20 protein-coding genes and 1 pseudogene are annotated in these 25,181 nt (G+C 63.5%); 9 read left to right on the top strand and 12 right to left on the bottom strand.

Features of this window, described 5'->3' with window-relative positions:
- Window positions 1-27: 27 nt before the first annotated feature.
- From QFZ23_RS06495 to QFZ23_RS06480, 4 genes are read left to right on the top strand one after another with little or no spacing between them, the layout of a single operon-like run.
- Window positions 28-1,410, top strand: coding sequence for a glutamine synthetase family protein (locus QFZ23_RS06495; protein ID WP_306921431.1), 1,383 nt, complete (start codon window positions 28-30; stop codon window positions 1,408-1,410).
- On the top strand, window positions 1,391-2,155 hold the full coding sequence (locus tag QFZ23_RS06490) for a gamma-glutamyl-gamma-aminobutyrate hydrolase family protein (RefSeq protein WP_306921429.1): 765 nt from the start codon (window positions 1,391-1,393) through the stop codon (window positions 2,153-2,155). The genes QFZ23_RS06495 and QFZ23_RS06490 overlap by 20 nt, the downstream gene beginning before the upstream one ends.
- Window positions 2,136-3,503, top strand: a complete 1,368-nt coding sequence (locus tag QFZ23_RS06485) for an aldehyde dehydrogenase family protein (protein WP_306921427.1) — start codon at window positions 2,136-2,138, stop codon at window positions 3,501-3,503. The genes QFZ23_RS06490 and QFZ23_RS06485 overlap by 20 nt, the downstream gene beginning before the upstream one ends.
- A 20-nt stretch (window positions 3,504-3,523) precedes the next feature.
- A complete protein-coding gene (locus tag QFZ23_RS06480; RefSeq protein ID WP_078027646.1) occupies window positions 3,524-4,303 on the top strand; it encodes a 3-oxoacyl-ACP reductase in 780 nt (259 codons plus the stop codon).
- A gap of 101 nt (window positions 4,304-4,404) precedes the next feature.
- Here the strand turns inward: QFZ23_RS06480 and QFZ23_RS06475 are convergent, their stop codons facing one another.
- The 3 genes from QFZ23_RS06475 to QFZ23_RS06465 all read right to left on the bottom strand — a co-directional run bounded on the left by QFZ23_RS06475 (window position 4,405) and on the right by QFZ23_RS06465 (window position 6,860).
- Window positions 4,405-5,673, bottom strand: coding sequence for a S8 family serine peptidase (locus QFZ23_RS06475; RefSeq protein ID WP_306921425.1), 1,269 nt, complete (start codon window positions 5,671-5,673; stop codon window positions 4,405-4,407).
- A 257-nt stretch (window positions 5,674-5,930) separates the two neighbouring features.
- The gene (locus QFZ23_RS06470; protein ID WP_306921423.1) at window positions 5,931-6,248 is read right to left on the bottom strand and encodes a type II toxin-antitoxin system PemK/MazF family toxin; all 318 of its coding nucleotides are present in this window, start codon (window positions 6,246-6,248) and stop codon (window positions 5,931-5,933) included.
- A 63-nt stretch (window positions 6,249-6,311) separates the two neighbouring features.
- Complete coding sequence (locus QFZ23_RS06465; protein WP_306921421.1) at window positions 6,312-6,860, bottom strand: TetR/AcrR family transcriptional regulator; 549 nt, start codon at window positions 6,858-6,860, stop codon at window positions 6,312-6,314.
- A gap of 116 nt (window positions 6,861-6,976) precedes the next feature.
- Between QFZ23_RS06465 and QFZ23_RS06460 the strand changes: the two genes are divergently transcribed.
- Window positions 6,977-8,386 carry an MFS transporter gene (locus QFZ23_RS06460; protein WP_306921419.1) on the top strand — a complete coding sequence of 470 codons (1,410 nt, stop codon included), beginning with the start codon at window positions 6,977-6,979 and terminating at the stop codon, window positions 8,384-8,386.
- Between the two features lie 297 nt (window positions 8,387-8,683).
- Here QFZ23_RS06460 and QFZ23_RS06455 read toward each other — a convergent pair whose 3' ends face one another.
- Window positions 8,684-9,262 carry a TetR/AcrR family transcriptional regulator gene (locus QFZ23_RS06455; protein ID WP_306921417.1) on the bottom strand — a complete coding sequence of 193 codons (579 nt, stop codon included), beginning with the start codon at window positions 9,260-9,262 and terminating at the stop codon, window positions 8,684-8,686.
- 93 nt (window positions 9,263-9,355) lie between these two features.
- Here QFZ23_RS06455 and QFZ23_RS06450 point away from each other — a divergent pair, with 93 nt between their 5' ends.
- The 3 genes from QFZ23_RS06450 (at window position 9,356) to QFZ23_RS06440 (ending at window position 12,260) form a co-directional block, all read left to right on the top strand.
- Window positions 9,356-10,366, top strand: coding sequence for an NADP-dependent oxidoreductase (locus QFZ23_RS06450; RefSeq protein ID WP_306921415.1), 1,011 nt, complete (start codon window positions 9,356-9,358; stop codon window positions 10,364-10,366).
- A 64-nt stretch (window positions 10,367-10,430) separates the two neighbouring features.
- Window positions 10,431-10,790, top strand: coding sequence for a nuclear transport factor 2 family protein (locus QFZ23_RS06445; RefSeq protein ID WP_306921413.1), 360 nt, complete (start codon window positions 10,431-10,433; stop codon window positions 10,788-10,790).
- A gap of 336 nt (window positions 10,791-11,126) precedes the next feature.
- The gene (locus tag QFZ23_RS06440) at window positions 11,127-12,260 is read left to right on the top strand and encodes an epoxide hydrolase family protein (RefSeq protein WP_306921412.1); all 1,134 of its coding nucleotides are present in this window, start codon (window positions 11,127-11,129) and stop codon (window positions 12,258-12,260) included.
- Between the two features lie 74 nt (window positions 12,261-12,334).
- Here the strand turns inward: QFZ23_RS06440 and QFZ23_RS06435 are convergent, their stop codons facing one another.
- Window positions 12,335-13,333 carry a nucleoside hydrolase gene (locus QFZ23_RS06435; protein WP_306921411.1) on the bottom strand — a complete coding sequence of 333 codons (999 nt, stop codon included), beginning with the start codon at window positions 13,331-13,333 and terminating at the stop codon, window positions 12,335-12,337.
- Between the two features lie 34 nt (window positions 13,334-13,367).
- Window positions 13,368-14,801, bottom strand: a complete 1,434-nt coding sequence (locus QFZ23_RS06430; protein ID WP_373427854.1) for an MFS transporter — start codon at window positions 14,799-14,801, stop codon at window positions 13,368-13,370.
- Window positions 14,802-14,941: 140 nt separating this feature from the next.
- Between QFZ23_RS06430 and QFZ23_RS06425 the strand changes: the two genes are divergently transcribed.
- Window positions 14,942-15,814 (top strand): ribokinase, encoded by an 873-nt coding sequence (locus QFZ23_RS06425; RefSeq protein ID WP_306921409.1) that lies wholly within the window; start codon window positions 14,942-14,944, stop codon window positions 15,812-15,814.
- 118 nt (window positions 15,815-15,932) lie between these two features.
- Here the strand turns inward: QFZ23_RS06425 and QFZ23_RS06420 are convergent, their stop codons facing one another.
- From QFZ23_RS06420 to QFZ23_RS06395, 6 genes and pseudogenes are all read right to left on the bottom strand, one after another.
- Complete coding sequence (locus QFZ23_RS06420) at window positions 15,933-17,804, bottom strand: GmrSD restriction endonuclease domain-containing protein (RefSeq protein ID WP_306921407.1); 1,872 nt, start codon at window positions 17,802-17,804, stop codon at window positions 15,933-15,935.
- A gap of 77 nt (window positions 17,805-17,881) precedes the next feature.
- Window positions 17,882-20,998: a DUF3427 domain-containing protein gene (locus QFZ23_RS06415; RefSeq protein WP_306926707.1), complete on the bottom strand. Its 3,117-nt coding sequence runs from the start codon at window positions 20,996-20,998 to the stop codon at window positions 17,882-17,884.
- 195 nt (window positions 20,999-21,193) lie between these two features.
- A pseudogene (locus tag QFZ23_RS06410) lies at window positions 21,194-21,509 on the bottom strand (MFS transporter); the annotation flags it as partial.
- A gap of 1,086 nt (window positions 21,510-22,595) precedes the next feature.
- Window positions 22,596-22,976 carry a VOC family protein gene (locus QFZ23_RS06405; protein ID WP_306921405.1) on the bottom strand — a complete coding sequence of 127 codons (381 nt, stop codon included), beginning with the start codon at window positions 22,974-22,976 and terminating at the stop codon, window positions 22,596-22,598.
- 53 nt (window positions 22,977-23,029) lie between these two features.
- Window positions 23,030-23,350 (bottom strand): GYD domain-containing protein, encoded by a 321-nt coding sequence (locus QFZ23_RS06400; protein ID WP_306921404.1) that lies wholly within the window; start codon window positions 23,348-23,350, stop codon window positions 23,030-23,032.
- Between the two features lie 227 nt (window positions 23,351-23,577).
- The gene (locus tag QFZ23_RS06395) at window positions 23,578-25,092 is read right to left on the bottom strand and encodes an MFS transporter (RefSeq protein WP_306921402.1); all 1,515 of its coding nucleotides are present in this window, start codon (window positions 25,090-25,092) and stop codon (window positions 23,578-23,580) included.
- Window positions 25,093-25,181 lie beyond the last annotated feature (89 nt).

Here is a 25,181-nt window from a genome sequence, read left to right as displayed (position 1 = left end):
ACACCAGATCGAAGTTACGGAAAACAAATGACTAATCAAATCGCCGGGAAAAACTCCCAAGCAAAGCTGACTGTCGAGGAGCTGGAGCAGAAGGTTGCGGCAGGTGAGATCGACACTGTCGTTGTAGCCATCACCGACTCCCTGGGCCGGCTGCAGGGCAAGCGCTGTGGCGCAAGGTCCTTCCTGGAGGACGTCCTTGGACATGGCGCCGAAGGCTGCAACTACCTCCTGTCCGTCGATGTGGAGATGAATACGGTCGAGGGATACGCGATGTCCTCCTGGGCAAACGGCTACGGGGACATGGTCATGCGACCCGATGTCAGCACCCTCCGGCTTGTGCCGTGGCTGGAGGGAACCGCGATGGTCCAGTGCGACATCCTCTGGCTCGACGGCCGCCCCGTCGTCCAGTCCCCGCGGCAGATACTTCGGGCACAGATCGAACGCCTCGAGAAGCTCGGATACCGTGCGCATATCGGCACGGAACTGGAGTTCATCATGTTCGACGACACCTACGCGGAAGCATGGGACAAGCAGTACGTCGGGCTGAAGCCCTCAACCCGCTACAACGTCGACTACTCCCTGCTTGCCACGGCCGGCCTCGAACCGGTCATCCGCGACATCCGGAACAGCATGGAAAGCGCCGGGCTCGTCGTCGAATCCTCAAAGGGTGAGTGCAACCACGGCCAGCAGGAAATCACCTTCAGGTATGCAGAAGCGCTCCAGGCCTGCGACAGCCACGCGTTCTACAAGAACGGCGCCAAGGAGATCGCCGGAAAGCACGGAAAGAGCATCACGTTCATGGCCAAGTACAACGAGCGCGAGGGCAGTTCCTGCCACATCCACTTCAGCCTGACAGACCTCGACGGCAATCCGGTGCTTGCCGGTGATGGTGAGCATGGCTTCAGCCCCGTCACGGAGCACTTCGTAGCAGGCCAGCTGGCCGCCATGAAGGAACTTTCGTACTTCCTGGCGCCGAACATCAACTCGTACAAGCGCTTCGTGGAGGGCAGCTTCGCGCCAACGGCGATTGCGTGGGGACTGGACAACCGCAGCTGTGCGCTCCGCATTGTTGGGCGCGGACCCAGCCTCCGGGTGGAGAACCGTGTGGGCGGCGGCGACGTGAACCCATACCTGGCCGCGGCAGCACTCATTGCGGCAGCCATTCACGGCATCGAGAACGAGTTGCCCCTGGCGCCCATCATGGTTGGCAACGCCTACGAGTCCACTGCCGACCGGATCCCGACGACGCTTCGCGACTCGCGCGCCCTGCTCGTCACCAGCGAAATCGCCCGCAAGTCCTTCGGCGACGAAGTGGTGGACCACTACGTGCACGCCGCCGACGTCGAACTCAAGGCCTACGACAGTGCCGTTACAGACTGGGAGCGCAAGCGTGGCTTTGAACGCCTCTGATACCTACCGGCCGCGAATCGGCCTGACCACCTACTATCAGCAAGCCGTCTGGGGAGTCTGGCAGGCCGATGCGGCCATCCTGCCCGGCACCTACGTGCAGGCAGTGGTCGCGGCCGGCGGCACACCCGTCCTGCTGCCACCCGTCGGCACCGACACCACCGTCGTCGAGCTCTTGGACGGGCTCATCATCGCCGGCGGAAGCGACGTGGGCGCGGAACAGTACGGTGCCGAACCCCATGAGCTGACTCGCTCCCAGCCGGCACGGGACGCCCATGACATCGCCCTGACCAGGGCCGCACTGGACACTGGACTTCCGCTGTTTTCCATCTGCCGCGGCGCCCAGATCCTCAACGTGGCTCTGGGAGGATCGCTGATCCAGCACCTCCCGGACGTCAACCCGCAGGCGGAGCAGTACCAGCCCGCACCGGGTGTATACGGGAATGTCGAATTCAGCACAAGACCCGGAAGCATCAGCGAGCGCCTGCTCGGGCCAGGCGCCGTCGCCCCCTGCTACCACCACCAGGCCGTGGACCGGATCGCCGACGGCCTGGCTGTGACGGCGGCAGCGGAGGACGGAACCGTCCAGGCACTCGAGACCACAACAGATGGATGGGTGCTGGGAGTGCAATTCCACCCCGAACAAAACCCGGATGACCTGCGGCTCTTCAGGGGATTTGTTGAAGCAGCCCGCACCTACCGCCAAGAACGAACGGAGAATGCAGTTGATGTCCACCAGCACGTTTGATGTCCTGAACCCGGCCACCGAAGAGGTCATAGAAACGGTCCCGCTCGCCACGCTGGAAGATACGGACCGGGCAATCGAAAAGGCCGCCGCGGCCTTTGAAACGTGGCGCCACGTTTCACCCGCCGACCGGGCAATGCTGCTGCGCCGCTTCGCCGCTGCGGTGGATGCCGATCTTGAGAACCTCGCCCAACTCGAAGTGGTCAATGCCGGCCACACCATCGGAAACGCCCGGTGGGAGGCAGGCAACGTCCGGGACGTCCTCGCGTATTATTCCGGCGCACCTGAACGCCACACAGGCCAGCAGATCCCTGTTGCCGGGGGCGTCAACGTCACCTTCAACGAACCCTTGGGTGTTGTGGGTGTCATCGTCCCGTGGAACTTCCCGATGCCCATCGCAGCGTGGGGGTTCGCTCCGGCGCTGGCGGCAGGAAACACGGTTGTCCTCAAGCCCGCCGAGCTGACGCCGTTGACGGCACTGCGCCTCGGACAGCTGGCGCAGGAAGCCGGGTTGCCCCACGGTGTGCTCCAGATCCTTCCCGGGAAGGGATCCGTCGTCGGAGAACGCTTCGTCACGCACCCCGCCGTGCGCAAGGTGGTTTTCACCGGTTCAACGGGCGTCGGCAAGCGGATCATGGCCGGCTGCGCCGAGCAGGTCAAGCCGGTGACCCTGGAACTGGGCGGCAAGAGCGCCAATATCATCTTCGCTGACGCAGACCTTGAGGCGGCCGCCGCGGCAGCCCCGGGCGGAGCCTTTGATAATGCCGGCCAGGACTGCTGTTCCCGGTCCCGCATCCTGGTTCAGCACAACGTCTTTGAAAGGTTCCTCGAACTTCTGGAACCTGCCGTCAAAGCACTGAAAGTCGGGGACCCCCGGGACGAAGACGCATTCATGGGCCCGCTGATATCCGCCGCACAACACCGCACGGTGTCGGAGTACGTGCCTGATGGGGCGCCTATCGCGTTCCAGGGATCAGCTCCCGAAGGCAAGGGATTCTGGTTCCCGCCCACCGTCCTGACTCCGTCCCGCGAAGACCGGGTGATGCACGAGGAGATCTTTGGCCCGGTGGTCGCCGTGGTCCCCTTCAAGGACGAAGCTGACGCGCTCCGCCTGGCCAACGACACCATCTATGGCCTGTCCGGCTCCATCTGGACCCGGGACATAGGACGCGCCCTGCGGGTTGCCCGCGGACTGGAATCCGGAAACCTCTCCGTCAACTCGCATTCCTCCGTCAGGTACTCCACGCCCTTTGGCGGCTTCAAGCAGTCAGGCCTGGGCCGTGAGCTGGGACCTGACGCGCTCAACGCCTTCACCGAAACCAAGAACGTCTTCATCTCCACCACCGACTGAACCTGCAAAGGACAAGCACAATGATTGAAGTTATCTCCAACCGACTCAAAGGCCGCAGCGCCGTCATCACAGGCGGAGCCAGCGGAATCGGCCTTGCAACCGCACGCCGGTTCGCCTCCGAAGGAGCGCACGTTGTCATCGCCGATCTCGACCCGACCGCCGGGCAGCGTGCCGCTGAAGAAATCGACGGCCTGTTCGTCAAAGTCGATGTCACCAGCGAAGAAGAGGTCAAGAACCTCTACGCCGTGACCAACGAAACCTACGGAAGCGTCGACATCTCATTCAACAACGCCGGAATCTCCCCGGCGGACGACGCCTCCATCATTGACACGGGAATCGACGCATGGCGACGGGTCCAGGAAGTGAACCTTACTTCCGTGTTCTACTGCTGCAAATACGCACTGCCGTACATGCAGGCGCAGGGCAAGGGATCGATCATCAACACGGCGTCCTTTGTGGCCGTGATGGGCGCCGCTACCTCCCAGATTTCGTACAGCGCCTCCAAGGGCGGCGTCCTGTCCATGAGCCGTGAACTGGGGGTCCAGTTCGCCCGCGAGGGCATCCGGGTAAACGCCCTGTGCCCCGGCCCGGTCAACACTCCCCTCTTGAAGGAGCTCTTTGCCAAGGACCCCGAGAAGGCCGCCCGCCGGCTGGTCCATGTTCCCCTCGGCAGGTTCGCCGAACCAGAGGAGTTGGCCGCTGCCGTTGCATTCCTCGCCAGCGATGACGCGTCGTTCATCACCGCCTCCACCTTCCTTGTCGACGGCGGCATTGCCGGAGCGTACGTGACCCCGGAGTAAGCAGCAAGGTTTTCCCAGTCACTCCAGTCCTAGGCTCTATGCAAGATGCTCCGCCAGTTTCGCTGGCGGAGCATCTTTGTTGTTTGCAGTTACTACCGACGCTATTTGCAGTCGCTACCGACGGCCCTGCACGCGTTCACCCGGCCATATGCCCAGTTGGTGCCTGTACCGGGAATTGGGTCAGCCGTTGATTCGATGTTTGCCCGGACTGATGTGTTTGTGGCGTCGGCGTGTGAACTCCAGGCAAGCGCGGCTGCGCCGGCCACAATAGGTGAGGCCATTGACGTGCCGCTGGCAATGTCATAACCGGTGGACCGTCCGTTCTGGGTGCCCAGGACGAAGGGGTGGATCGGGAAGGTCGAGTAAACGTCGACACCCGGCGCCGCGACATCCACCCACTTGCCGTAGGTCGAGAAGGATGCCTTGTTGTCACGGTTGTCGGTTGCAGCTACGGAAATGACGTTGGGGTAAGCGCCCGGGTAGATCTTGGCTTGGGTACCGGCATTGCCGGCTGCAGCCACTAGCACCACGCCCTTGTTCCAAGCGTTGTTAACGGCAGCTTCAAGCACGCGTGAAGAGACGCGCTGGCCGAGGCTCATGTTGATGACCTTCGCGCCCTTTTCAACTGCCCAGTTGATTCCATTGGCAATGGCTGAACTGGAGCCGGACCCGCTATCGTTGAGCACTTTGGCATCGAGAATGCTGCAGCCCGGGCATACACCTGCCACACCCGTGGAGTTATGTTCGGCGGCGACGATACCGGCGACGTGCGTGCCGTGCCCGTACTTGTCATAGTCCTCAGGATTGACGATTTTCGAATCGCTGAAGTTGGCCCGTGCCACGACCTTCTGCGAAATGTCCTCGTGGTCGATTGCGACACCTGTATCGACGATGGCAACCTTGATGCCGCTGCCGGTCGTGATGCTCCATGCTTCGACGGCATCGACATCGGCGTCCGGTGTCCCCGAGGCTATGGTTTGCGTGTTGTCTGTGTTGGTAAATGACTGGCCCAGATTCTGCAGCGCGTACTGGCGGCCGAAATACTGGTCGTCGGTGGCGGCGGTAACGAGCTGATCCGGCTCGGCGTATTCAACGGCAGGGTTCCGGCTCAGGGATTCGATGAGCTGGGATTCTTTGCCGGCCGGTACTTTGATGAGGTGCGCGCCCGTGCTGCCAATGCCAGCGCCGGCGCTGAGACCGTTCTGGCGCAGGACGCCGGCGGCGACGCCCTTGTCGCGGAACTTGACGATGATCTGGCCGGATATCTGCTGAGGCTGCGGCTCCGTTGCCGCGCTGCTCGGGACGGTTACGGTTAGGGCGCCAAAACCTACGGCTACTGCGGCGAGGCTGGCTGTAACGACTTTTCTCATACGGAGCATCTTGCTTCACTCCGGCCCGGCCACCTAGTGTCTGCTGAAGATTACCCCGAGTTTTTGTCCAGCTGTCGCGGTTTGAATCGTGCCAAGACGACGACAGCCGGACAAACACTCGGGGTGGGCGAGGGCTTAGGCGCCGCCGGCCTGAATAGGCGGACGTCCGCCTCCAGCAGGAGCTGAGCAACGGGGACTGGGCCCTCGAGCGGCTTCGCCCCGGTGGTTGAGCCTGTCGAAACCGGTAGTTGAGCCAGTCAGCGCCCCAGCCCAAGAAAGACGGCAAGCGATTGTTCAACCGCAACCATCGTCTTGGAATCTATTCGGCCTATCCGCTGCCCCAGGTTGGAGCGGCGGACTGTTGTTAGCTTGTCCACCATGATCTGGCTTACGCGTTCCAAGCCGGTAAGCTGTCCCGGTTCGACCGTCACTCTCAGCAACGGGGCGTCCGTGAGCTGGGAGGTCAGTGGCAGTAACGTGACCGACTCCGATGCTGCAAACAGGTCATCCTGAACAATGAGTGCGGGCCAACGTTTGTAGCTGCAGAAGGTTTGTAGCTGCAGAAGCTTGTCCAATGGTCGAGAAGCAGCCGGCGTCAGAGTTTGTGGGCCCGGGACGACACGCGTCCGCTGAACCCGTCAGGGAGCGAGCAGTCCGTCAGCGACGATCGCAAGCATCGATGCCACTGCGTCGGCGGGAAGCTCGCTGTTGTCTGCGACTGCAGCCGCCCCGCCAACAAGTCGACTGATTTGAATTGCCTCGACCCCGGGGCGCAGGGCCGAGTCCAACGCGTCAATCACGCGCTGATTCGCGTTGATGTAAGTCGTGCATTTCGCCGCGAATGGAGACTCAGAGTCGCCCAGCGCAGCAGTGATCCGGGCGGCTGCACCTTTGTGTTCCGTCAGCATCGCTGCGTAGTCGCCCAGCCAAGTCAAGAGCTGCTCCCGCGCCGGCGCATCGAGCGAAAGCGCCCTGTCGACTGCCTCGTTGACCTTCTCTGCCCAGGCCTCAAGGACCGCGTCGTACAGGGACTCCTTGGTAGGAAAGTGCCGGTACAGCGTGCCGGTGCCAACCCCGGCCCCTTTGGCGACCTCGTCCATCGAGACGGCGTCGTAGCCTTTGGCGCGGAAGAACGCACGTGCAACCTCCACGATCCGGTCGCGGTTGCGTTGAGCATCAGCGCGCACAGAAGCACCTTTCAAAACGTTGTTGCCAAAACGGAGAGGGTCTCCGTATAGTTCTAAGCGGAGTATCTCTCCTCTTAGTGTACGTCAGCCCTTCGGCTAGAACAGGACACCACCCCATGACATCCACAATCGCCACACGGGCGCCCGCCGGGACCGCGCCATCCGGCCGCCGCGTAGGCAGCATTGGCCTCTGGCTGGTCATGCTTGCCCAACTCATGCTTGTCCTCGACGCGACAGTTGTTAACGTCGCGCTCCCCCACATCGCCACCGACCTCCATTTCACCCGCGCCCAGCTCAGCTGGGTCTTGAACGGCTACGCGGTAGCCTTCGGGGGCCTCCTGCTGCTCGGCGGACGGATCGGTGACGTCTTCGGCCGTCGCCGCACGTTCCTGGTGGGCGTCGCAGTCTTCACGGTCTTCTCGCTGCTCGGCGGCCTGGCCACCTCACCCCTTCTCCTCGTCATCGCACGCGCACTGCAGGGCCTCGGTGCCGCGTTCGCCGCCCCGAGCGTACTCGCGCTCATCACTACGAGCGCACGGGACGACGGCGCACGGAACCGGGCGCTTGCACTGTTCTCCGCCGTCGCCTCGATGGGCGGTGCGCTCGGGCTCATTCTTGGCGGCCTGCTCACCGACATGGCCAACTGGCGGTGGACCCTCTTCATCAACGTGCCGATCGGCGTCGTCGTCCTCATTGCCGTGCCCCGGCTCGACGCCGAAACTCCCCGCAGACCCGGACGCTTCGACGTGCTCGGCGCGGTGACCGCAACGGGCGGCGCCGTCGCCATCGTGTGGGCTCTCATCCAGGCGGGCGACGACGGCTGGTCCAGTCCGCGCACGATCGGCGGGTTCGTGGTCGGCGCAGCGCTGATCACCGTGCTCGCCTTCACCGAGCGGAGAGTGGCCCACCCCCTGCTCCACCCGCAGCTGCTCCGCAGCCCGAGCCGGGTGGCGGCGCTTGCGGCGATGGCGGCCACCTATGGCGGGATGCTGGCGATGTTCTTCCTCATGGTCCAGTACCTCGAAAACGATCTGCACCTCACGCCACTGTTGACGGGGCTGGCGTTCCTGCCCATGCCCCTGAGCATCTTCGCGATGTCGCGGATCGTCCCGCGGCTGGTCGAGCGCTTCGGGGCCGTCCGCCTCGTCATGCTCGGCGCCGCCCTTCGCGTCGTCGCATTCCTGCCGCTCACGCAGCTGAGTCCGGACACCCCCTTCGCCATCGTCATGGTTGCCCTGCTGCTCACGGGAATCTCAGCCGGCATGACGTTCATGCCGCTCACGACGCTCGCGCTTCGCAACGTCGAACCCGAGCACGCAGGATCCGCCTCCGGGCTTTTCCAGACCATGCAGCAACTTGGCGGCGCCGTCGGACTGGCCATCGTGGCTTCGACCTACGCGGCCTTCGCTGTCCCCGGCGACTTCCTGACCGGCGGACGGGCCGGGTTCTGGTCGGCGACCATCCTCTCCGCCCTCGCGCTGGCAGCCGTCGTCGGGCTGGTCATCAGACCTCGGAAGGTGGGATGAGGGCACGCTTTCGCTGGACGTCAGGAATCGCCGGAGGCTGCCAGTGAGGAATCCTCCGGCGAGACCAGGACATGAAGCAGCGAGGCCGTTCCCTGGAGATGATCGAGGGCAACCTGGTAGGCGCCATCCGCATCGCCATGGAGAACTGCGTCGACAATTTCTGAGGGCCACGCCGACCACGCCGGTGTGGCCCTCAGGACTGCAGTTGGGTACCTGCACCTTGATCGCACATCTAATTGGGCGGGTTATACGGTCATCTAGAGCCCCGTCGCGGCGCGTGTCGAGCCCAGTGCCGCGTTAGGGGGATTCGGAGAGGGAATCGCCGCTTGCTCGATTTACCAGGATTGCGCTTGCGATGATGTCGAAGAGATGACCGGCGCGGGTCGCGCTTGAGGGTTGGTCGCCGAGCCAGGCGAGTGCGGTGACGAGCGCGAACAGGTCGGTGCCATCCATGTCAGGGCGGGCGGCGCCGGCGGCCTGGGCGCGGGTGAGCAACTGCGTGCCGGCGCCGCGCAGCCTGACGCATGAGGTATGGAGGGCGGACTCCGTGTTTTCGATGGCGGCCATCATCATCTCCGTGACGCCCCGGTAGGTACGGGAGAACGCGACGAAATCGCGCAGCCAGACAATGAGTGCGTCTGCCGGTGCGCTTGCCGCCTCAAGCTCGGCTGCCTGCGCTGCCAGCTTGTCAAAGCTCTCGCGCAGCAAGGCTTCAAGCAGGGCCTCCCGTGACGGAAAATGCCTGTAAAGCGTTCCCAAACCAACGCCAGCCCGGCGGGCGACGTCGCGCAGCGACGCCTCAGCTCCCTGCTCGACGACAACAACGCGGCCAGTATCGAGCAGGTGCTCATAGTTTCTTTGAGCGTCGACACGCATCTCACATCTCCTTTTGACAACCGGAGCAGTGCTCCAGTAAATTCGGAGCACTGCTCCACTAATGGTACAGGCAGGCCACTGAAAGGACACACAATGCCCACGAACAGTATGAAGGCGATTCGAATTCACCACTTCGGCGCCCCCGAGGTAATGCGCCACGAGGAGGTGCCGGTCCCCGAGGTGGGGCCGGGCGAGGTGCTCGTCCGGGTCTCCGCGGTGGGCGTCAACCCTCCGGACTGGTACATGCGCGAGGGCATGCCGGGCGTGCCGCGAGAGATGCTGCCGCCCATGAACCTGCCCATTATCCTGGGCACCGACGTGTCAGGGGTCGTGGACGCTGTCGCCGGCGACGTCGAAGGCTTCACGAAGGGCGAAGAAGTTTTCGGCCTGGTCCGCTTCCCCACCAGCCTCCAAGGCAGTGCCTATGCCGAATACGTGACCGCGCCGGCCTCAGACCTCGCGCACAAGCCAGCGGGCGTCGAACACCTGCACGCCGCGGGTGCGGCAATGTCAGGGCTGACCGCATGGCAGTTTCTCATCGAGCTGGGACACGACCACCCCTCGCCTTTTCAGGCTGATCGGCACCGCCCGGTCAGGCTTGACTCCAACACGACGGTGCTCGTCAACGGGGCCGCGGGCGGCGTTGGGCACTTCGCCGTGCAGCTTGCGAAATGGAAGGGCGCGCACGTCATCGCGGTCGCCTCGGGTGAACACGAAGCATTTTTGCGCGAACTCGGCGCTGACGAGTTCATCGACTACACCAAGGACCGCCCCGAAGACATCGCCCATGACATCGACCTCGTAGTCGATACCGTCGGCGGTCCCCACAGCCGACGCTTCCTCCGCACGCTGAAGCGCGGCGGCGCGCTGTTCCCGGTCTACCTCGCCGAATTCGACCCCGAGGAGGTAGCCGAGCTCGGAGTCGTGGTCTCATCCACCCAGGTGCGCTCCGATGGCCAACAGCTCGAACAGTTGGCGGGCTTGATCGAGGCGGGCACAGTGCGCGTTGCCATCGACAGCACCTACCCCCTCGCCGACGCCCAGCAGGCGCACGAGCGAGCGGCCCGGGGACACATCGAGGGCAAGATCGTGCTCACGGTCTGATGAGCTCCCTACGGACCCTCCATGAACCGGCATCCGTGCGACCGGGGAGATCAGGAGCCACTCGATGACCACACTCAGAGACGCCCTCGCAGACCTCCTCGAGAATCACGACCTTCCTGTGGACGAGGCAGCCGACCGGCATATCAGCCCCGACTTCCGACAACGCACGAACGGGCAATGGGACGACCGGGCCGGGTTTCTCGCCCGCATCACGCACCTGCGGAGCAACACCCAAGAAGTCACTATTACCGTCCTGGATGAAATCACCGACGGTAGCCGCTACGCCGAACGCCACCTCATCGATTTGCTCGGTGCCGATGGTCGGCGCGTCGTTCACGAGGTCTACGTCTTCGCGGCCCTGGATTCCGACGGACGGTTCGTGCGTATCGAGGAAGCGACCGTCATGGCCGAGCCCACGAGTTGACGCCTACCTAAGCAACACACGTTCGCGGCGACCAGGGCGCGGCCACCTCGTTCATCGCCCGCGCGGGTGGCAAGCAACAACCCTGCGCCGCCATTTCGGGCGAAAGGGATAAAGCGTTCGGGCGTCACAGGTCAGACGTACAGCCGTGTCCGCGACGTCTGTTGAAGAAAGGGCGCGGGCGGGTTCCATACACTGGCCCGTCCGCGCCCATACCTACTCGCGGTGGAAAGAGTAATTGGGCCAGGGAATGGGCAGCGCGTGGCCCCAAAGGAAAGGGAAGGATCACAGGCTGGGATAATTCCGTTTAAACGTCACGGCTTATGCAACTTTTTTGAAATGAGCGCTATGTCTCGTTCCCCCCTCGCCCTCGATCCGACAAACGAAGAGGTCAATGACCTGCGCCGCCGGCTCCTCAACACGCGGTGGCCTGCCTCGTGGCCCGTGCCGAGCTGGGAAGCCGGAACTGACCAAGAAGAGCTGCGTCGACTTGTCTCGTACTGGGCCGAGGACTTCGACTGGGAAGCGCAACGACGTCGCATCGAAGCGTTGCCCTGGAATAGGGCCGACGTCGACGGCACAGCCGTCGCGTATCTTCGATTCGACCCGGAAAAGCAGGGCGGCCTCCCCATAATACTCACCAACGGATGGCCAAGCACCGCGCTCGAACTCGTGGCTCTCGCCGAGCGATTAGCGACACCATCGCGGTTCGGTCGCAGTTCCGAAACGGCCGTTACGGTGATTGTTCCGGCCCTGCCAGGTCTGCCATTCTCCCCGCAGCGCCCATCCCTGCACGAGCAGACACACGAGCTCTGGCACCGGTTGATGACTGATCACCTCGGCTTCGACCGGTACGCGGCACACGGCGGCGACCTCGGCGCAGGAATTACTTCACGCCTAGCCGAGGCCCATCCCGAAGCAGTCGTCGGCATCCATCTCCTCGCAGTTGCTGCACCGCTTCATATTGACCCCGGTACGATCAGCCCCGAAGAACAGGAACATTTAGAACGCGTGAACGCCTGGGTTGCAGTAGAAGGTGCGTACCAACATCAGCAGCAAACTCGTCCCCTCACCCTCGCGCCCGCACTGTCGGACTCGCCGGCAGGCCTGTTGTCTTGGATCCTCGAAAAGCACCGCGCCTGGAGCGACTGCGGAGGGGACGTCTCGACACGATTCAGCGATGACTACCTCGTCACCCTCGCATCCCTCTACTGGTTCACGAACTCCATCGGCACCTCGTTCCGCCCGTATTACGAATTCGCAGCTGGCTTCACGGCGCGTGTGGGTCGGGTGCGAGTGCCTACGGCGGTCGCCCTGTTCCCGTTCGACCTCGCACAGCCACCCCGAAGCTGGGCCAACCGGTCATATCAAGTCGCCCGATACACAAGGATGCCCCGAGGCGGGCATTTCGCTCCGCACGAGGAACCCGAGCTCCTCGCCAATGACATCACCGCGTTCTTGCAGACCCTCTGACCAATAGATGCAGCAAACATCAGAGGGTGCCTCGTAAACTCGGAACGCTGCTAAGAGCCATCAAATCCACAACGCTAGGCGACCGCTGCACCCAACGCAGCCTCCGCCGTCGTGCTTTCAGAGAGTGACAACAGCGTCTCCACCAAATGCGGCGCGAAGTCGTCCTCCAGCGACAGCACTACGCGGCAGCGGGCGCCGGGCTGTTCCGGGTAGTCCATGTACAGTCCGCGCAGGTCGCAGACGGTCTGGCCGCGGCCCGGCCCCGATGTAGTGTCGACGTCCACATGCACCACCGGCGCGACCGCAGCGGACACAGCGCCCACCGCGAGCGCGGCGGCGAGGGGGTCGTGCATGGCGGAGCAGGCGCGGCCGAAGATGCCCTCGTAGAACCGGAAGTAGTAGCCCAGCATCTCCCCCAGCGCCCGCGGCACGGGACCCGGCGAGGCCAGCAGCTCCTGCCGGTGTTTCTCCTCCAGCACGTTGGTCATGGTCACGTCCAGCGGCACCAGGGTCACCTTCCAGTCCGCGGACAGCACCAGTGCGGCGGCCTCGGGGTCGTTGGCGATGTTCGCCTCCGCCACCGGCGTGAGGTTCCCCGGGGCCAGGGCCGCGCCGCCCATGATCGTGATCTCCGCAACCAGCCTGGGCAAGGCCGGCTCCAGTCGCAGGGCCTCGGCGATGTTGGTGAGCGGGCCAATGGCCAGGACCCGCAGCGTGCCGGGGTGCTCGTGGGCGAGCCGCACCAGCATCTCCGCCGCGGTTTCCGGCGCGAGTTCGGCAGCCGCCGTCGTAAGCTCAACCTCGCCGATGCCGTTGGCGCCGTGCACCCATGGGGCTCCCCCGCCGAAGGAACCGGCGAGAGGATGGTGCGCGCCGAGGGCGACGGGGATGTGCGCGTGGCCGGCGAGCTCCAGCAGGTCCAGCGTGTTGCGGGCGCCGACGGCGGCACTGACGTTGCCGCTGACGGCGCCGATCCCCCGCACGTCCGCCTGGGGCGAAGCGAGCAGGTAGGCCAGGGCGAGGGCGTCATCGATGCCGGTGTCGCAGTCGAGGTAGAACGGGTGGCTGGTCATGGGAGTGGTCCTTCTTTCAGTCAGGGGGAAGGGTTTAGAGGGTTTCGCCCTTGGGGGCGGCGACGAAGAGGCTGACGATGAACGCCGCCGCCGTGATGGCCACCGAGATCCAGAGGGCGGTGGCGTAGCCGGCGGAGGTGGCCTGGGCGGCGAACGGCGCCACGATCACGACGCCTAGGCTCGCCCCGATGCCGAAGGAGGCGCCGTTGATGCCGGGCAGGGCGGCGGGGGCTTCCTTGGGCGAGAGCAGAACGGAGAGGCCGTTGATGGCGGTGAGGAAGAGTCCGTTGTAGAAGATGCCGAGGGCCGCGACGGCGACCATCACCGCGGTCTGGTTGCCGGAGAAAGCTGCGGCAACTACGGCGCAGGCCAGGCTCAAGGCAGTGCCGGCGCGGAGGGTCTTGATCCAGCCGCGGCGGCCGGCGAGCCAGCCGGCGAGCGGTGCGGCGAAGACGCCGATGAGCGCGGCGGGGGTGAGGAACAGCAGGGCGGAGAGGGAGGCACTGAGTCCGAACCCGGCGTCGTGATCCTGGCTGAGCAGCACCACGGTGAAGTTCATGACGGCGAAGATGCCGGCGAGCGTCAGGACTGTGGTGGCGATGACGGGCCACACCTGGCGGGAGCGCAGATGGTGAACGGCGATGAGCGGCTGGCTGCGCCGTTTCTCGATCATCCAGAAGGCGGCGAAGGACACGACGGTGCCGGCCAGCAGGGCCAGCGTGCCCGGGGCGGTCCAGCCGGCGGACGATCCGCCGGAGACGAAGTACGTGATGAACACCAAGAACACCGAGAGCGAGCCCGCTCCCCACCAATCCATGGCGCCGCGGACGCCCTGCGGCCGCCCCTTCGGGACGGTCTTGAGGATGCAGCCGGCGGCGACGGCAGTGAGCACGAGCACGACGGCGAAGATGGACCGGAAGCCGAGGGTCTCGGACATCAGGCCGCCGACGTAGCCGTCCACTCCCCCGATGCCGCCGTTGATGGCGGCGATAATGCCCACGGAGGTGCCGAAGACGCGGGGCTGCAGGTTCTCGCTGAGCACGATGTAGGAGAGCGCGAAGACCGCACTGGACACGCCCTGCAGGAACCGGCCGGTGATGAGCAGCGGCAGCGTGGGCGCGGCGATGCACAGGATGGTGCCGGCGCCCATGATGGCCAGGACCAGCAGCAGGGCGGCGCGGCGGCCGATGAAGTCGCTCCACCGCCCGATCACCGGTCCGGCGATGGCGCCGGCGAGGAAGAACATGGACTGCACGGGGGCGGCCGCGTCGGCTCCCAGGCCAAAGCTGGCGGCGATCTGGGGCAGCGCCGGGGTGACCATGCTGGCGTTGAGCTGGAAGGACAGCACGCCGAGGAGCAGGGTGGAGATGAGGAGGGCGGCGCGGCGGCCGCTGAGCTTGGTCTGGTGCACGTCTTCATTTTCGACGGCGGCTGGCGGCGAGGCGGTGCCGGCGGCTGGTGTGTTCACATCAAACTCCTTTGTTCTGCAGGCTGGTTCTGCTGTGGGATGTGAGTTGTTATACAACCATGTATGACGAACAAGTACAACCGTGCCGTACACTATTTCCTAATTCAGCCCCTCGCGGCTCGACCTGATAGGACTTCCTCATGAGCACTCGACTTCCTGCCGTCACCGTCGTCGGCAGCATCAACCTGGACATCATCGCCACCACGGACCGGCTCCCGACTGCCGGGGAGACCATCGGCGGTGGCGTCCTGCACCAGCAGCCCGGCGGCAAGGGCGCCAACCAGGCCGTGGCCGCCGCGCGGCTGGGCGGGAGCGCCCGGATGATCGGCGCGGTGGGCGACGACGCCCAGGGCCGCCAGATGCTGGAGGCTCTTGCCGCCGCCGGTGTGGACACCGCTGATGTGGCGGTGCTCGACGGCGATGCGACCGGCACCGCGCTGATCGTGGTGGACCGCGACGGCGAGAACCAGATTGTGGTGTGCCCGGGGGCGAACTCAGGGTTTTCGCTGGAGGGCGTATCGTTTGCGCCGGACGAGACGGTGCTGTGCCAGCTGGAAGTCGGCCTGCCCGTGGTGCTGGAGGCGGCCCGGAAGTCCTCCGGGTTCTTCGTCCTGAACGCGGCGCCCGCCATGGACCTGCCTGCTGAGCTGCTGGAGAGGTGCGACCTGGTGATCGTCAACGAGACCGAGTACGAGCTGATCCCCGCGCTGGCCGAAGCCAAGCTCGTGGCGGTGACCTACGGGAAGGACGGCTCGGCGATGCTCGAGCACGGCCGGAAGGTGGCTGAAGCGCCTGCTGTTTCCGTGGCGGTGGCGAACACTATCGGTGCGGGAGATGCCTTCTGCGCGGCGCTCGTGTTGGCGCTGCGCGCGCGACCGTCCTACGAGGAAGCGCTGGCAGTGGCCAACGCAGTGGGGGCAGACGCCGTGGGCGATCCGTCCTCGCAGCCGGAATTGGCAAAGTTGAGACACTACGTGGAGCGGGCCGCCTCTGCCGCCGGCACCGCTCGATGAACATTGCATTTCCACGGGCGGGGGCCATCGAACCTTCCGGAGGTCATTGAAGTGAACTTTGAGTGGTTGCCGGCCGTGCGCACGTAGATGCAGACGTGGAGTCGTTCCCAACGGCTTCTTATGGCAGGTACATTGTGAGCCGCTCCGGTGCCCACACCTTATTCACAAGGTCGAGCAACAGCTCCGTTCGTTCCAGCTGCTCCGGCTTGCCGAACTTTTCGTACGGTTTGAAGGGTAGGGACTCCCGGACACGGAAATTCTCGAACTGTGGCTGGTGCTGGTATGCACTGGCGGTCAGACTGGCCGCATAAAGGTTTTGTTTGGCGTAGTGGGGAGCCTTCTCGGAAAATGGCTTGTCCTGATAACTCCGATTGACGTCCGCTGGCAGGAGAAGCAGCCCTGCGACGTTGTTGCGCCAGTTGTCGAAGTCTTGACGTGTGGGGCACTCGTCTTGATATCGGCTGTAGTCATTAGCCCAAATGTGCTCAATGTCGCTCGGGTTCTTGGCCTTTCGATCTACGTACTTGTCGAAGAGATCTGGCTTACCAGAACGGGACTCTACGTAGGCTGTGACGCGAGCTAGCATGTGGTAGATGTACCTGCGGCTGAACTGATTCAAACCAAGCCCGGCAACGCCCCGCCGACCGCGGCTTTCGCTGCCTTCGAAGTCAACGTCGTCTTCCTTGAGTCTTACGCTGAGGATATCAACGAGTTCTGAGACTGACTTCCCACGGATTTCTTTGCAGAGCAGGTACATGGTGTAGCTCGTGGATGAGTAGCCAACGCGTATGTAGTTGGAGGTGCGACGCATCAACCAGATGTCGAGATAGGAAGCCGTGATCGCCAGCTTTCGACGCACTGTCTCATCGTCGTCGTCGACCTTCAGCGCGGCCATTAGTACTGTCGTCTGCCAAGTGAAATCGTTGTGTGCATTGTAGAACAGCGGCTCTAAGCCCTTGGTGTAATTGCGGCTGGCCTGAAGTATCAGCTTGTGTGCTCGGGCGAAGAAGGGGAACTCCTCTGTCATGAGGGAGAAATTCCGTTTGGCATGGCCGGCACCCATTCGAGACTCGTTGTCTCTGATCCATCGGTGGAAGGTGGTACCGATTAGCTCCCAGTCCCTGTCCGACGAACCGGCTTTTCGCTCACGGATGCTCTCTGCGTATTGTGACCGGAGCCAGGCCTTGAGGCACGTCGCATCCCGCTCCGGGTCAGGGTCGGCCTCCCACGAAATAAGGTCTAGAACCGTCTTCTTCCAGGTTCGGTTTGCATCTTGGCGCTGCTGTTCTTGCTCGATCGGCGCCAGTAAATAGGCTTTCAGCATGTCCACCGGGCTCAGCGGCCTTCCCCGATCATTCATAGTCTCGAAGATCGAATACGCGTGCGCATCATTTTCGGTGGCGATTTCGATGAGTCCAACGTTGCCCATCAGCCAATATATGAAGCTTTGAAGCCCCTCGCCGAGATCATCGACGATTCCAGTGCCCTCGATGTCCTGGTATCGCGCGAGAATTGTCCGGATGGATTCTTCCTTGCCATCCGCATTGTATTCTTCGCCGTTGAAGAGCGCACTTATGACAGAGACTCGCTCGGGAATATCTAGGTTGAACTTCTTTTCTCCATACGTATCAGAAAAGATAAGAGGCTCTATTGTGGAGGCAACCTGCAGGTTCCTCTCTTTAGCCGCACGATAAAGATGAATCAGCAAAAGCGTCAACGACGTTACGCGCTGCTGTCCATCCACGAGATAACTTTTTCCGCCCCGTTGAGTCACGATTATAGACCCAAGAAAGTAGCTGGCGTAACCGCTGGCCGCTACCGGGGTATCACCGGGCGCGTACTGCGTATCAAACTTACCAAACAGGTCAGAAACGAGCTCTTCGATATTTTGGCGTTCCCACTTGTATTCGCGCTGATAGTCATCGATGGAGAATGATCGACTCTGCAGCAACTGGGTAATGGTTCGATAGTGCGGCGTAATAGTGCTCACTTGAATCCTGCTTTCTCTACCTGATAGATCCGAGCACCGACACGAAGTGATGGATACCCGCCCAGCTGTCGCTTGAATTAGTGAGCCACCGCAGCAGTCGCAAAGACATCCCCGGGCATCGAACGGTGCAGCTTCCACGTGATCGCGATCGGCTTCTCTCCCACGTGCTGAACGTAGTCCACCTGTCCGAGACAGGTGTACGGAACGGTCAAGCCGTTCTCATCCTCGGCGGTGTCCCGCGTGAAGAGCACAACGTGTGATCCGGCCAATGCACGGTCGAGGTAGCGCTTCCCCACCGGGCTGTTCGGCGACGTTGAGTTTTGCGACTCCCAGTGGAACAGCTCCGGGCTGATGGCGTAGTCCTTGTACATCGTGGTGGCCGAGTGGGTCTTGTCATCCTTGTTCAAAGTCACGAAGAACGCGTCCGTGGCCGTTGCCGGGCACCAGGCCAGCCCTTCGCGGTGCTGGACGTTCTTGCCGAGCTCCAGCGAACCGTACTGCAGCGCCGCCAGCACTTCTTCCCGCCGGTACGTCGCATGAGTTAGTAGCGGAATGTGCTGCAGCCCTGCACCCAGGCTCTTAGCCGCGTGCCTGGACTCGGCCACTCCTAGCCTGACGAGTTGGCGGATTTCGCCACAGACGAACTGGTACCCGCGCAGGTAGTCAAAGCCGGCGTCGTACGTCTGAAAACCGCCGCCGTCGTCCCACAGTGTGTAGAACAGCATCCTGGCGAAGGTCTGCTCGCGCGGTCCGAGCTCCACGTATCGGGGGGCGTCCGGGCGGACGAGCATGGAATATGCCTCGGCCCGCTCAGGATCGTCGACGTGTATCAGCCGGACCATGCGGGCCAGCAGTTTCTTTTCGGATTCATCTGAGAGCTCGTGGATCTTTTCGCTGAGGACGGACTCGAGCGGTGAGAAGCCCTCGATCAGCTCCGCTTGTCGGAGGTAACCGGTCCAGGAGTCCTTGGTAGACCGGTAGATGGACTTCAGGTCCCTGCCCGATTTCTCCAGGTAAGCTTCCAGCTCGATTTCTCCGTAGGAGGCAATTTCCCGTACCAACTCCCTGCGGCTGAACTGCAGTTGTGCCTTGATGTTGTCCAGCACCACCTTCTGCGCCACCCTGTCCAACACGATCTGCGAGCCCGACGGCAGGAAGGGGAACTCATCCTTGACCGCCTTCTCGAGCTCCTTGCGCCTGTAGCCGGTCAGGGCGTGGTACCGCACGTCGAAGCGGAACTCTCGATGCTGCTGGCCGATGAAGTCCAGTACTGTGAGCACGGACTTGTCCTTCGCCCGCCGCAGCCCGCGGCCCAGCTGCTGGAGGAACACAGTGGCGCTCTGTGTCGGGCGCAACAGCAAAATGGTGTCCACCTCGGGGAGGTCCAGGCCCTCATTGAAGAGGTCGACGGCGAAGATGCAGTTGATCTCACGGTCCCGAAGCTGCTGCAGCGCAAGGGCACGGTCGCCGTCGTCCGTTTGTCCCGAAACCGCCACTGAAGAAATGCCGGCACGGTTGAAGACCTCGGCCATGTAGACGGCGTGCTGCACCGAGACGCAGAAGCCTATGGCACGCATGTCCGCCGTGCCGGTGACCTTGTCGCGGAGCTCGCGGATCACCTTGCCGGCTCGGGCCTCGTTGCCTGTATAAAGAGCATCAAGCTGGCCGAGGTCGTAGTTTCCGCGTTTCCAGTCCAGTCTGCTGAGGTCGACGTCATCGGAAACGCCGAAGTAGTGAAATGGCACGAGAAGGTCTGCGTCGAGCGCGTCCCAGAGCCGGAGTTCACTGGCCCGCCGGCCTTGGAAGTACTGCTCAGCGACGTCGACACCATCACCTCGTTCCGGCGTGGCCGTCAGTCCCAGAAGTTGCTGGGGACGGAGGTGATCTAGGATCCCGCGGTAGGTGGGTGCCTGAGCGTGGTGGAACTCGTCGATTACGACGACATCGAAGTCATCCGGCTTGATTTTGTCGACGCCCAGGGCAGCGAGCGACTGGACGCTGGCGAAGACGTGCTTCCAGTCCTTGGGCTTGTGTTCCCCCACGAACAGCTCCCCGAAGGAGCCCTTCTGCAGCACATCTCGGTAGCTTCGCAAAGACTGCTTGAGGATCTCCTGGCGGTGCGCGACGAACAGCAGAGTGAGGTCCCTGCCGGCGGCGCCGCAGAGGCGCTTGTAGTCCAGGGCAGCGATGACTGTCTTGCCGGTGCCGGTGGCGGCGACGAGCAAATTGGCGTGATGCCCCTTGCCCCGTTCTGCCTCGAGGTCCTCGAGCATCTCGACCTGGTGGAGGAACGGATGAACCTCCAGGCCGGTTGCGGCGTCTGGGGCTGCTGTGAGTTTGCCGCCGTTCCGTGCGAGGGCGGCATCAAGCTTGTCTGCGTCCCTATCCGGATCGTAGGTCTGGAAGGCGCGTTGTTCCCAGTAGCTGTCGAAGGTGACTTCGAACTTCTTGAGCAGGTCGGGGGTGGCGACAGAGCTGAGGCGGACATTCCATTCCAAGCCGTCAAGGAGCGCGGCGCTGCTGAGGTTCGAGCTACCGACGTAGGCCGTGTGGAATCCGGAATTGCGACGGAACAACCAAGCCTTGGCATGCAGGCGGGTGGAATGCGTTTCATAGCTGATCTTCACCTCGGCGCCGTACCGCTGGACCAGGTGGTCGATGGCGCGGCGTTCCGTGGCCCCCATGTAGGTGGTGGTGATCACGCGCAGCTTGACGCCGCGGTCTCGCAGTTGCTCGAGAGCCGGCTCAAGGAGCCGCAGGCCAGTCCAGCGGATGAAGGCGCAGAGAAGGTCGACGGTGTCCGCCGATTCGATTTCGGCTCGGAGCTCGGCGGCAAGGTTGGGGTCGTCCTTGCTGTTTGTTAGCAGGGCGGAATCGCTCAGCTTCGTCGTGGGTCGCCGGAGTTGGCGGTGTTTGAGGGTATCCGAGCGGTAGAGGGACTGGAGCTGAGAGGGGCCTTCGAGAACGTCGTCAGCGTGATTGAGCTCGTTCAGCAGCCGGTTAGCGATTGCAACCCGGTCTTCATCCTTTGCCCGCAAAAGCGCTGCCCTGACCGCCTCAGCTACATGGCGGGTGAGGAAGTCCGCGGCTTCGTCGCCCCCGACTTCGGTGAATACCGGCTCTAGATGAGGAAAGGCTTCCAACGTCCCGCTCAGAGCCTTCGTACTCAGGATTTCATAAAGCCCTTCGGGCATGGGCTTTACCGCCATTTCCCCGCTGAAAGTATTCACTGCGTCAGGCTATGGGAGTTCCGACCGAAATCAAACTTCCGCACTCAAAGACGTTCCCGTCTTTACGCGGCGGCTGCACAGAAACAACTGCGTCTACGAGCGTCATTTCTCAGTGGCCAATGCATCACCCGCAATTTACGAATGTTTTTGCGCAGAGTTCTACATGTACGGGAGCGTGTCCAGGTCCGGCAACGGGTTTTCGTCCTGCGTCGCCACCAGCTCGCGGGCGGCTTCGTCCGAGTCCCGCTTGGCATGGAGCCGGGCAGGCGCCGCTTAGCAGATTCGGGGAGGAAGTAGATGGCGATCGCTGCGATGCCGACCTCGCCATGAGGTAGAACGCCGGCGTCAGGTCGTTGACTGTCATATGGATGAGCGCGGCGATAATGATCAGGGTGCCGCCGAAGATCGCGACGGCGAAGTTGTAGGCGACGCTCATGGGAGAGTAACGGTGGGCCATGCGGAACAGCGCGGGCAGCGGTCGTGAGCGCGTAAACCACGGTGTTGGTGGCTCAGTTCCGTCCCGTAAGCCTGGTGGGGGTCTTCTTGGGCCGATCCCTATAGGGTTGGGGCATGTCAACACTTGGGGGAAATCGTTGGTCGCGCGCTATCGCGCTGTTGCTGGTTGCGGCCAGCTCCGGAATCGCACTAAGTGCCTGCGAGTACCAAGACGCCGGCCCGGCTCCGACTGACACGTCAGCCGTGCTCTCCCCGCCAGCGCCAATGTCCAGGCCGGCGCCCCCGCCAGCGCCAATGTCCAGGCCGGCGCCCCCGCCCGCGCCAAAGGCCGATCCCACTCTTGCCCAAGTGCAGGTTAGAAACCAAACGCAACTCGACAGCCGGCTGGGCCTCCCGCCTGATGGTCTTGTCTTGGGCGGATCAGGCGGTCTGGGCACTGACGGATTCCGGTCGTCGGCTACTGGCATACCAAAGGGAAGCTACGCAGTTACCGCTGAATGCGTGGGAGTGCTCAAAGCATCGCTCACTATCTTCCAGCCCGATCGACGAGGAGGAGCGACGCACGAAGTGGCCCTCGATTGCGGAACCACAGCTCGCGCGAAACTGGATCTTGAAGTAGGACCGGTGTCCGTCCACATCACTCGTATGACCACCGAGCCGGGCCTCACTGGCGTCGCCGGATTCTGGATAGCCCCGGCGGCCTGATGGGAAACGCTCCGCCAGCGGTCACCACCAACGGTGCCGGCACTGCGGGTTCTGGCATGCCCACTTCGGTACCCCTGACTCAACCTTGCCGGTGGCGGGATAGATCCGTACTTCCTCAGTCAGGCAGCGGCTCGGCAGCGTTCATGGGCATGCTCGAGCGCCGGCTCGGTGATGTCTGGCTCCGACCAGCCGGATTCTTTCGGGCCCGGTGGGTAGGCGTGCTTCCGGCGTGCCAGCGGGATGACGAGGGCGGCCGGGAAGGTTCCGCCGCCGGGGGGAGGAAGAGCATCGCGACGGCGATGGCCGCCGTCGCGATGTGGCGGCATGATTGCATCGTCACAGGCCGCGCGTGCTCGCTCAGCACTGCGGGCACGCAGACATCCTGCTCGAACCTTGGTTGTTACGCCCGCTGGGAGAGGTTGAGAATGTTCCCTTCGCTGTCCAGGAACCAGGCGGCCTTCCCCCAGTCGCTGGTGGCAATGCCGTTCTCCGTCTTCAACCCGGGCATGTCGTACTCCTCAAAGACGACACCGCGGGCCCGCAGCTCCTCCACTTCGCGTTCCAGGTTGTCCGTGACCCAGCCCATCTGGGTGTTCTTCGCCGTCCCTGCATTGTCTGTCTGGTAAATGAGGAGGCCCGTTCCGTGGCCGCCGCGGTAAAAAAGGCTGCCGTCCTCCGGGGACTCGGCGGGTTCCAGCCCCAGCTTGTCCCTGTAGAAATCCTTGGCCCGGTTGATGTCCTTCGCGGGAAGAACAGCCATGATGTCCAAATCCGTGAGCATGATGATTTCCTTTCTGCATTGTTCTCTGATGAATGGCGGCGCTCTCCCCCGCCCTACTGCCCCGGGGCGCGGTATGTCGGCGTCTTCTTGGCCGCGTCGTCGATGTCCTCCGGGGTCAGGAGCGGCTTCAGGCGCACGTTCACGCTGCCGCTCGAATTGACGATTAGGGACAGGGCTGCGGCGCTGGCCTGGTCGGGGATATCAAAGACACCCAGGACGTCGGTGTCCCCGAAGGCGTAGTAGAAGCTTTCCAGCGATCCGCCCACGGAATTGAGTGTGTCCACCAGCGCGGCACGCCGCTTCGTGCCGCCTTCGCGCATGAGCCCCTTGATTCCCTCGCCGACATAATTGGCTTCAAACAGATACTTGGTCATGGTCTTTCCTGTTCCGCGATGTCCAGGACGCAGGCACCCGAGGGCGTGCCTGACACCCGTAACGGTGGGTCCTGGAGCGGTCCCGGGAGTGGGGCCGTGCGCACAGCGTAGGCCTACTTCCGCGCGCTAACAACGGCTGTCTGCTAACTGCGCGGACGGGACTCCGCCCCAACGGGACCGCGCCGCCGCCCGGGGGCTGTGTCCGACGTCGTCGCGACGCGCCTTTGTCACATCACCGGCGGCCTGTCGGGACGGTCCCCATGCGACGCCCGCGCGGCCTCATAGCTGCTGTCGAACGGCAACGTGTCCATCTCCAGCAGCGGGTTCCGGTCCTGCGTCGCCACCAGCTCGCGGGCGGCTTCGTCCGAGTCCACGCTGGGCATGGAGCCGGGCAGGTGCCGGTTGGCGGATTCCGGCAGGAAGTAGATGGCGACCGCCGCGATGGCCGACGTCGCCATGAGGTAGAACGCCGGCATCAGGTCGTTGCCTGTCGCCTGGATGAGCGCGGCAATGATGAACGGGGCCGTGCCGCCGAAGATCGCCACGGCAAAGTTGTAGGCGATGCCCATGGCAGAGTACCGGTGGGCCGTGGGAAACAGCGCCGGCAGCGCCGACGCGAGAATGGCCACGAAGAACGCCACCGGAAACGCGACCAAGGCCAGACCGGCAAGCGTGGCGGGAACAGTGCCGACCGAGATCAGCAGGAACGCGGGGAGAGAGAAAACCACCGTGCTGATGGCTCCGATCCACAGCACCGGGCGGCGGCCGATCCTGTCCGAGAGCCGCCCCGTCAGCGGGATGCACAGGGACATGGCCACCAGCACCGGAACGGTCAGCAGCGTCCCGTGGATCTCGTCGTACCCCTTGTTGGTGGTCAGGTACGTGGGCATGTAGGACGTGAGGGCATAGCCCACGGTGTTGCCGGCGGCCACCAGGATCATGGCCAGCACGATGCGGCGCCAGTGGTCCTTAAAGATCCCCACCGGGCCCACCGGGCGGAGCTCGTCGTCGGCCTCGTGATGGGCGGCGGCCACGGCTTCGGCTTCCTGGGTGGCCTTGAAGGCGGGCGACTCCTCGATCTTCATGCGGAAGTAGATGGCGACGGCGCCGAGCGGACCCGCCACGAGGAACGGAATGCGCCAGCCCCAGGCCTCCATCTGTCCCTGACCCAGGATCAGCTGCAGGGCGGACACCATCCCGGCCCCCAACGCGAAGCCGAGGTAGCTGCCCATGTCCAGGAAACTGACAAAGAAGCCGCGGCGGTGATCCGGCGAATGCTCGCACACGAACGTGGTGGCGCCGGAGTACTCGCCGCCGGTGGAAAAGCCCTGGATCAGCTTGGTGACCACCAGCAGCACCGCGGCCCAGATACCCAGCACCGCGTACCCGGGAAGCAGACCCACGACGAATGTCGCTCCCGCCATCAGCAGCAGGGTCATGGCCAGGACCTTCTGGCGGCCGATCTTATCGCCGAGCCAGCCGAAGAAGATCCCTCCCAAGGGGCGGGCGATGAACGTGGCGCCGAAGGTGCCCAGCAGGAAGAGGTTCTGAACTGCCCGGTCCGCCTCGGGCAGGAACACCGGGCCCATGGTGGTAATCAGGTAGCCGAACACGCCGACGTCGTACCATTCCATCGTGTTGCCCACGATGGTCCCGCCCAGTGCCTTCCGCAGCGTGCGGTGGTTGACGACGTTGATGTCGGACACACGCAGCCGTCGCTGCTGCAGGGGTCGCTCGGTCATGGCTCGGTCACCGCCGCATCTGTTTCCAGGCTGGGCACGTGCCGCCAGTTGCCGGCATCCCCGTTTGGTGGAGGCCCAACTCTCCGACC

The sequence above is a fragment of the Arthrobacter globiformis genome, from assembly GCF_030818015.1.
GTDB classification, from domain to species: Bacteria; Actinomycetota; Actinomycetes; order Actinomycetales; family Micrococcaceae; genus Arthrobacter; species Arthrobacter globiformis_C.
Note: the sequence above shows the minus strand (reverse complement) of the source record. Positions and strands in the feature narration are given on the sequence as shown.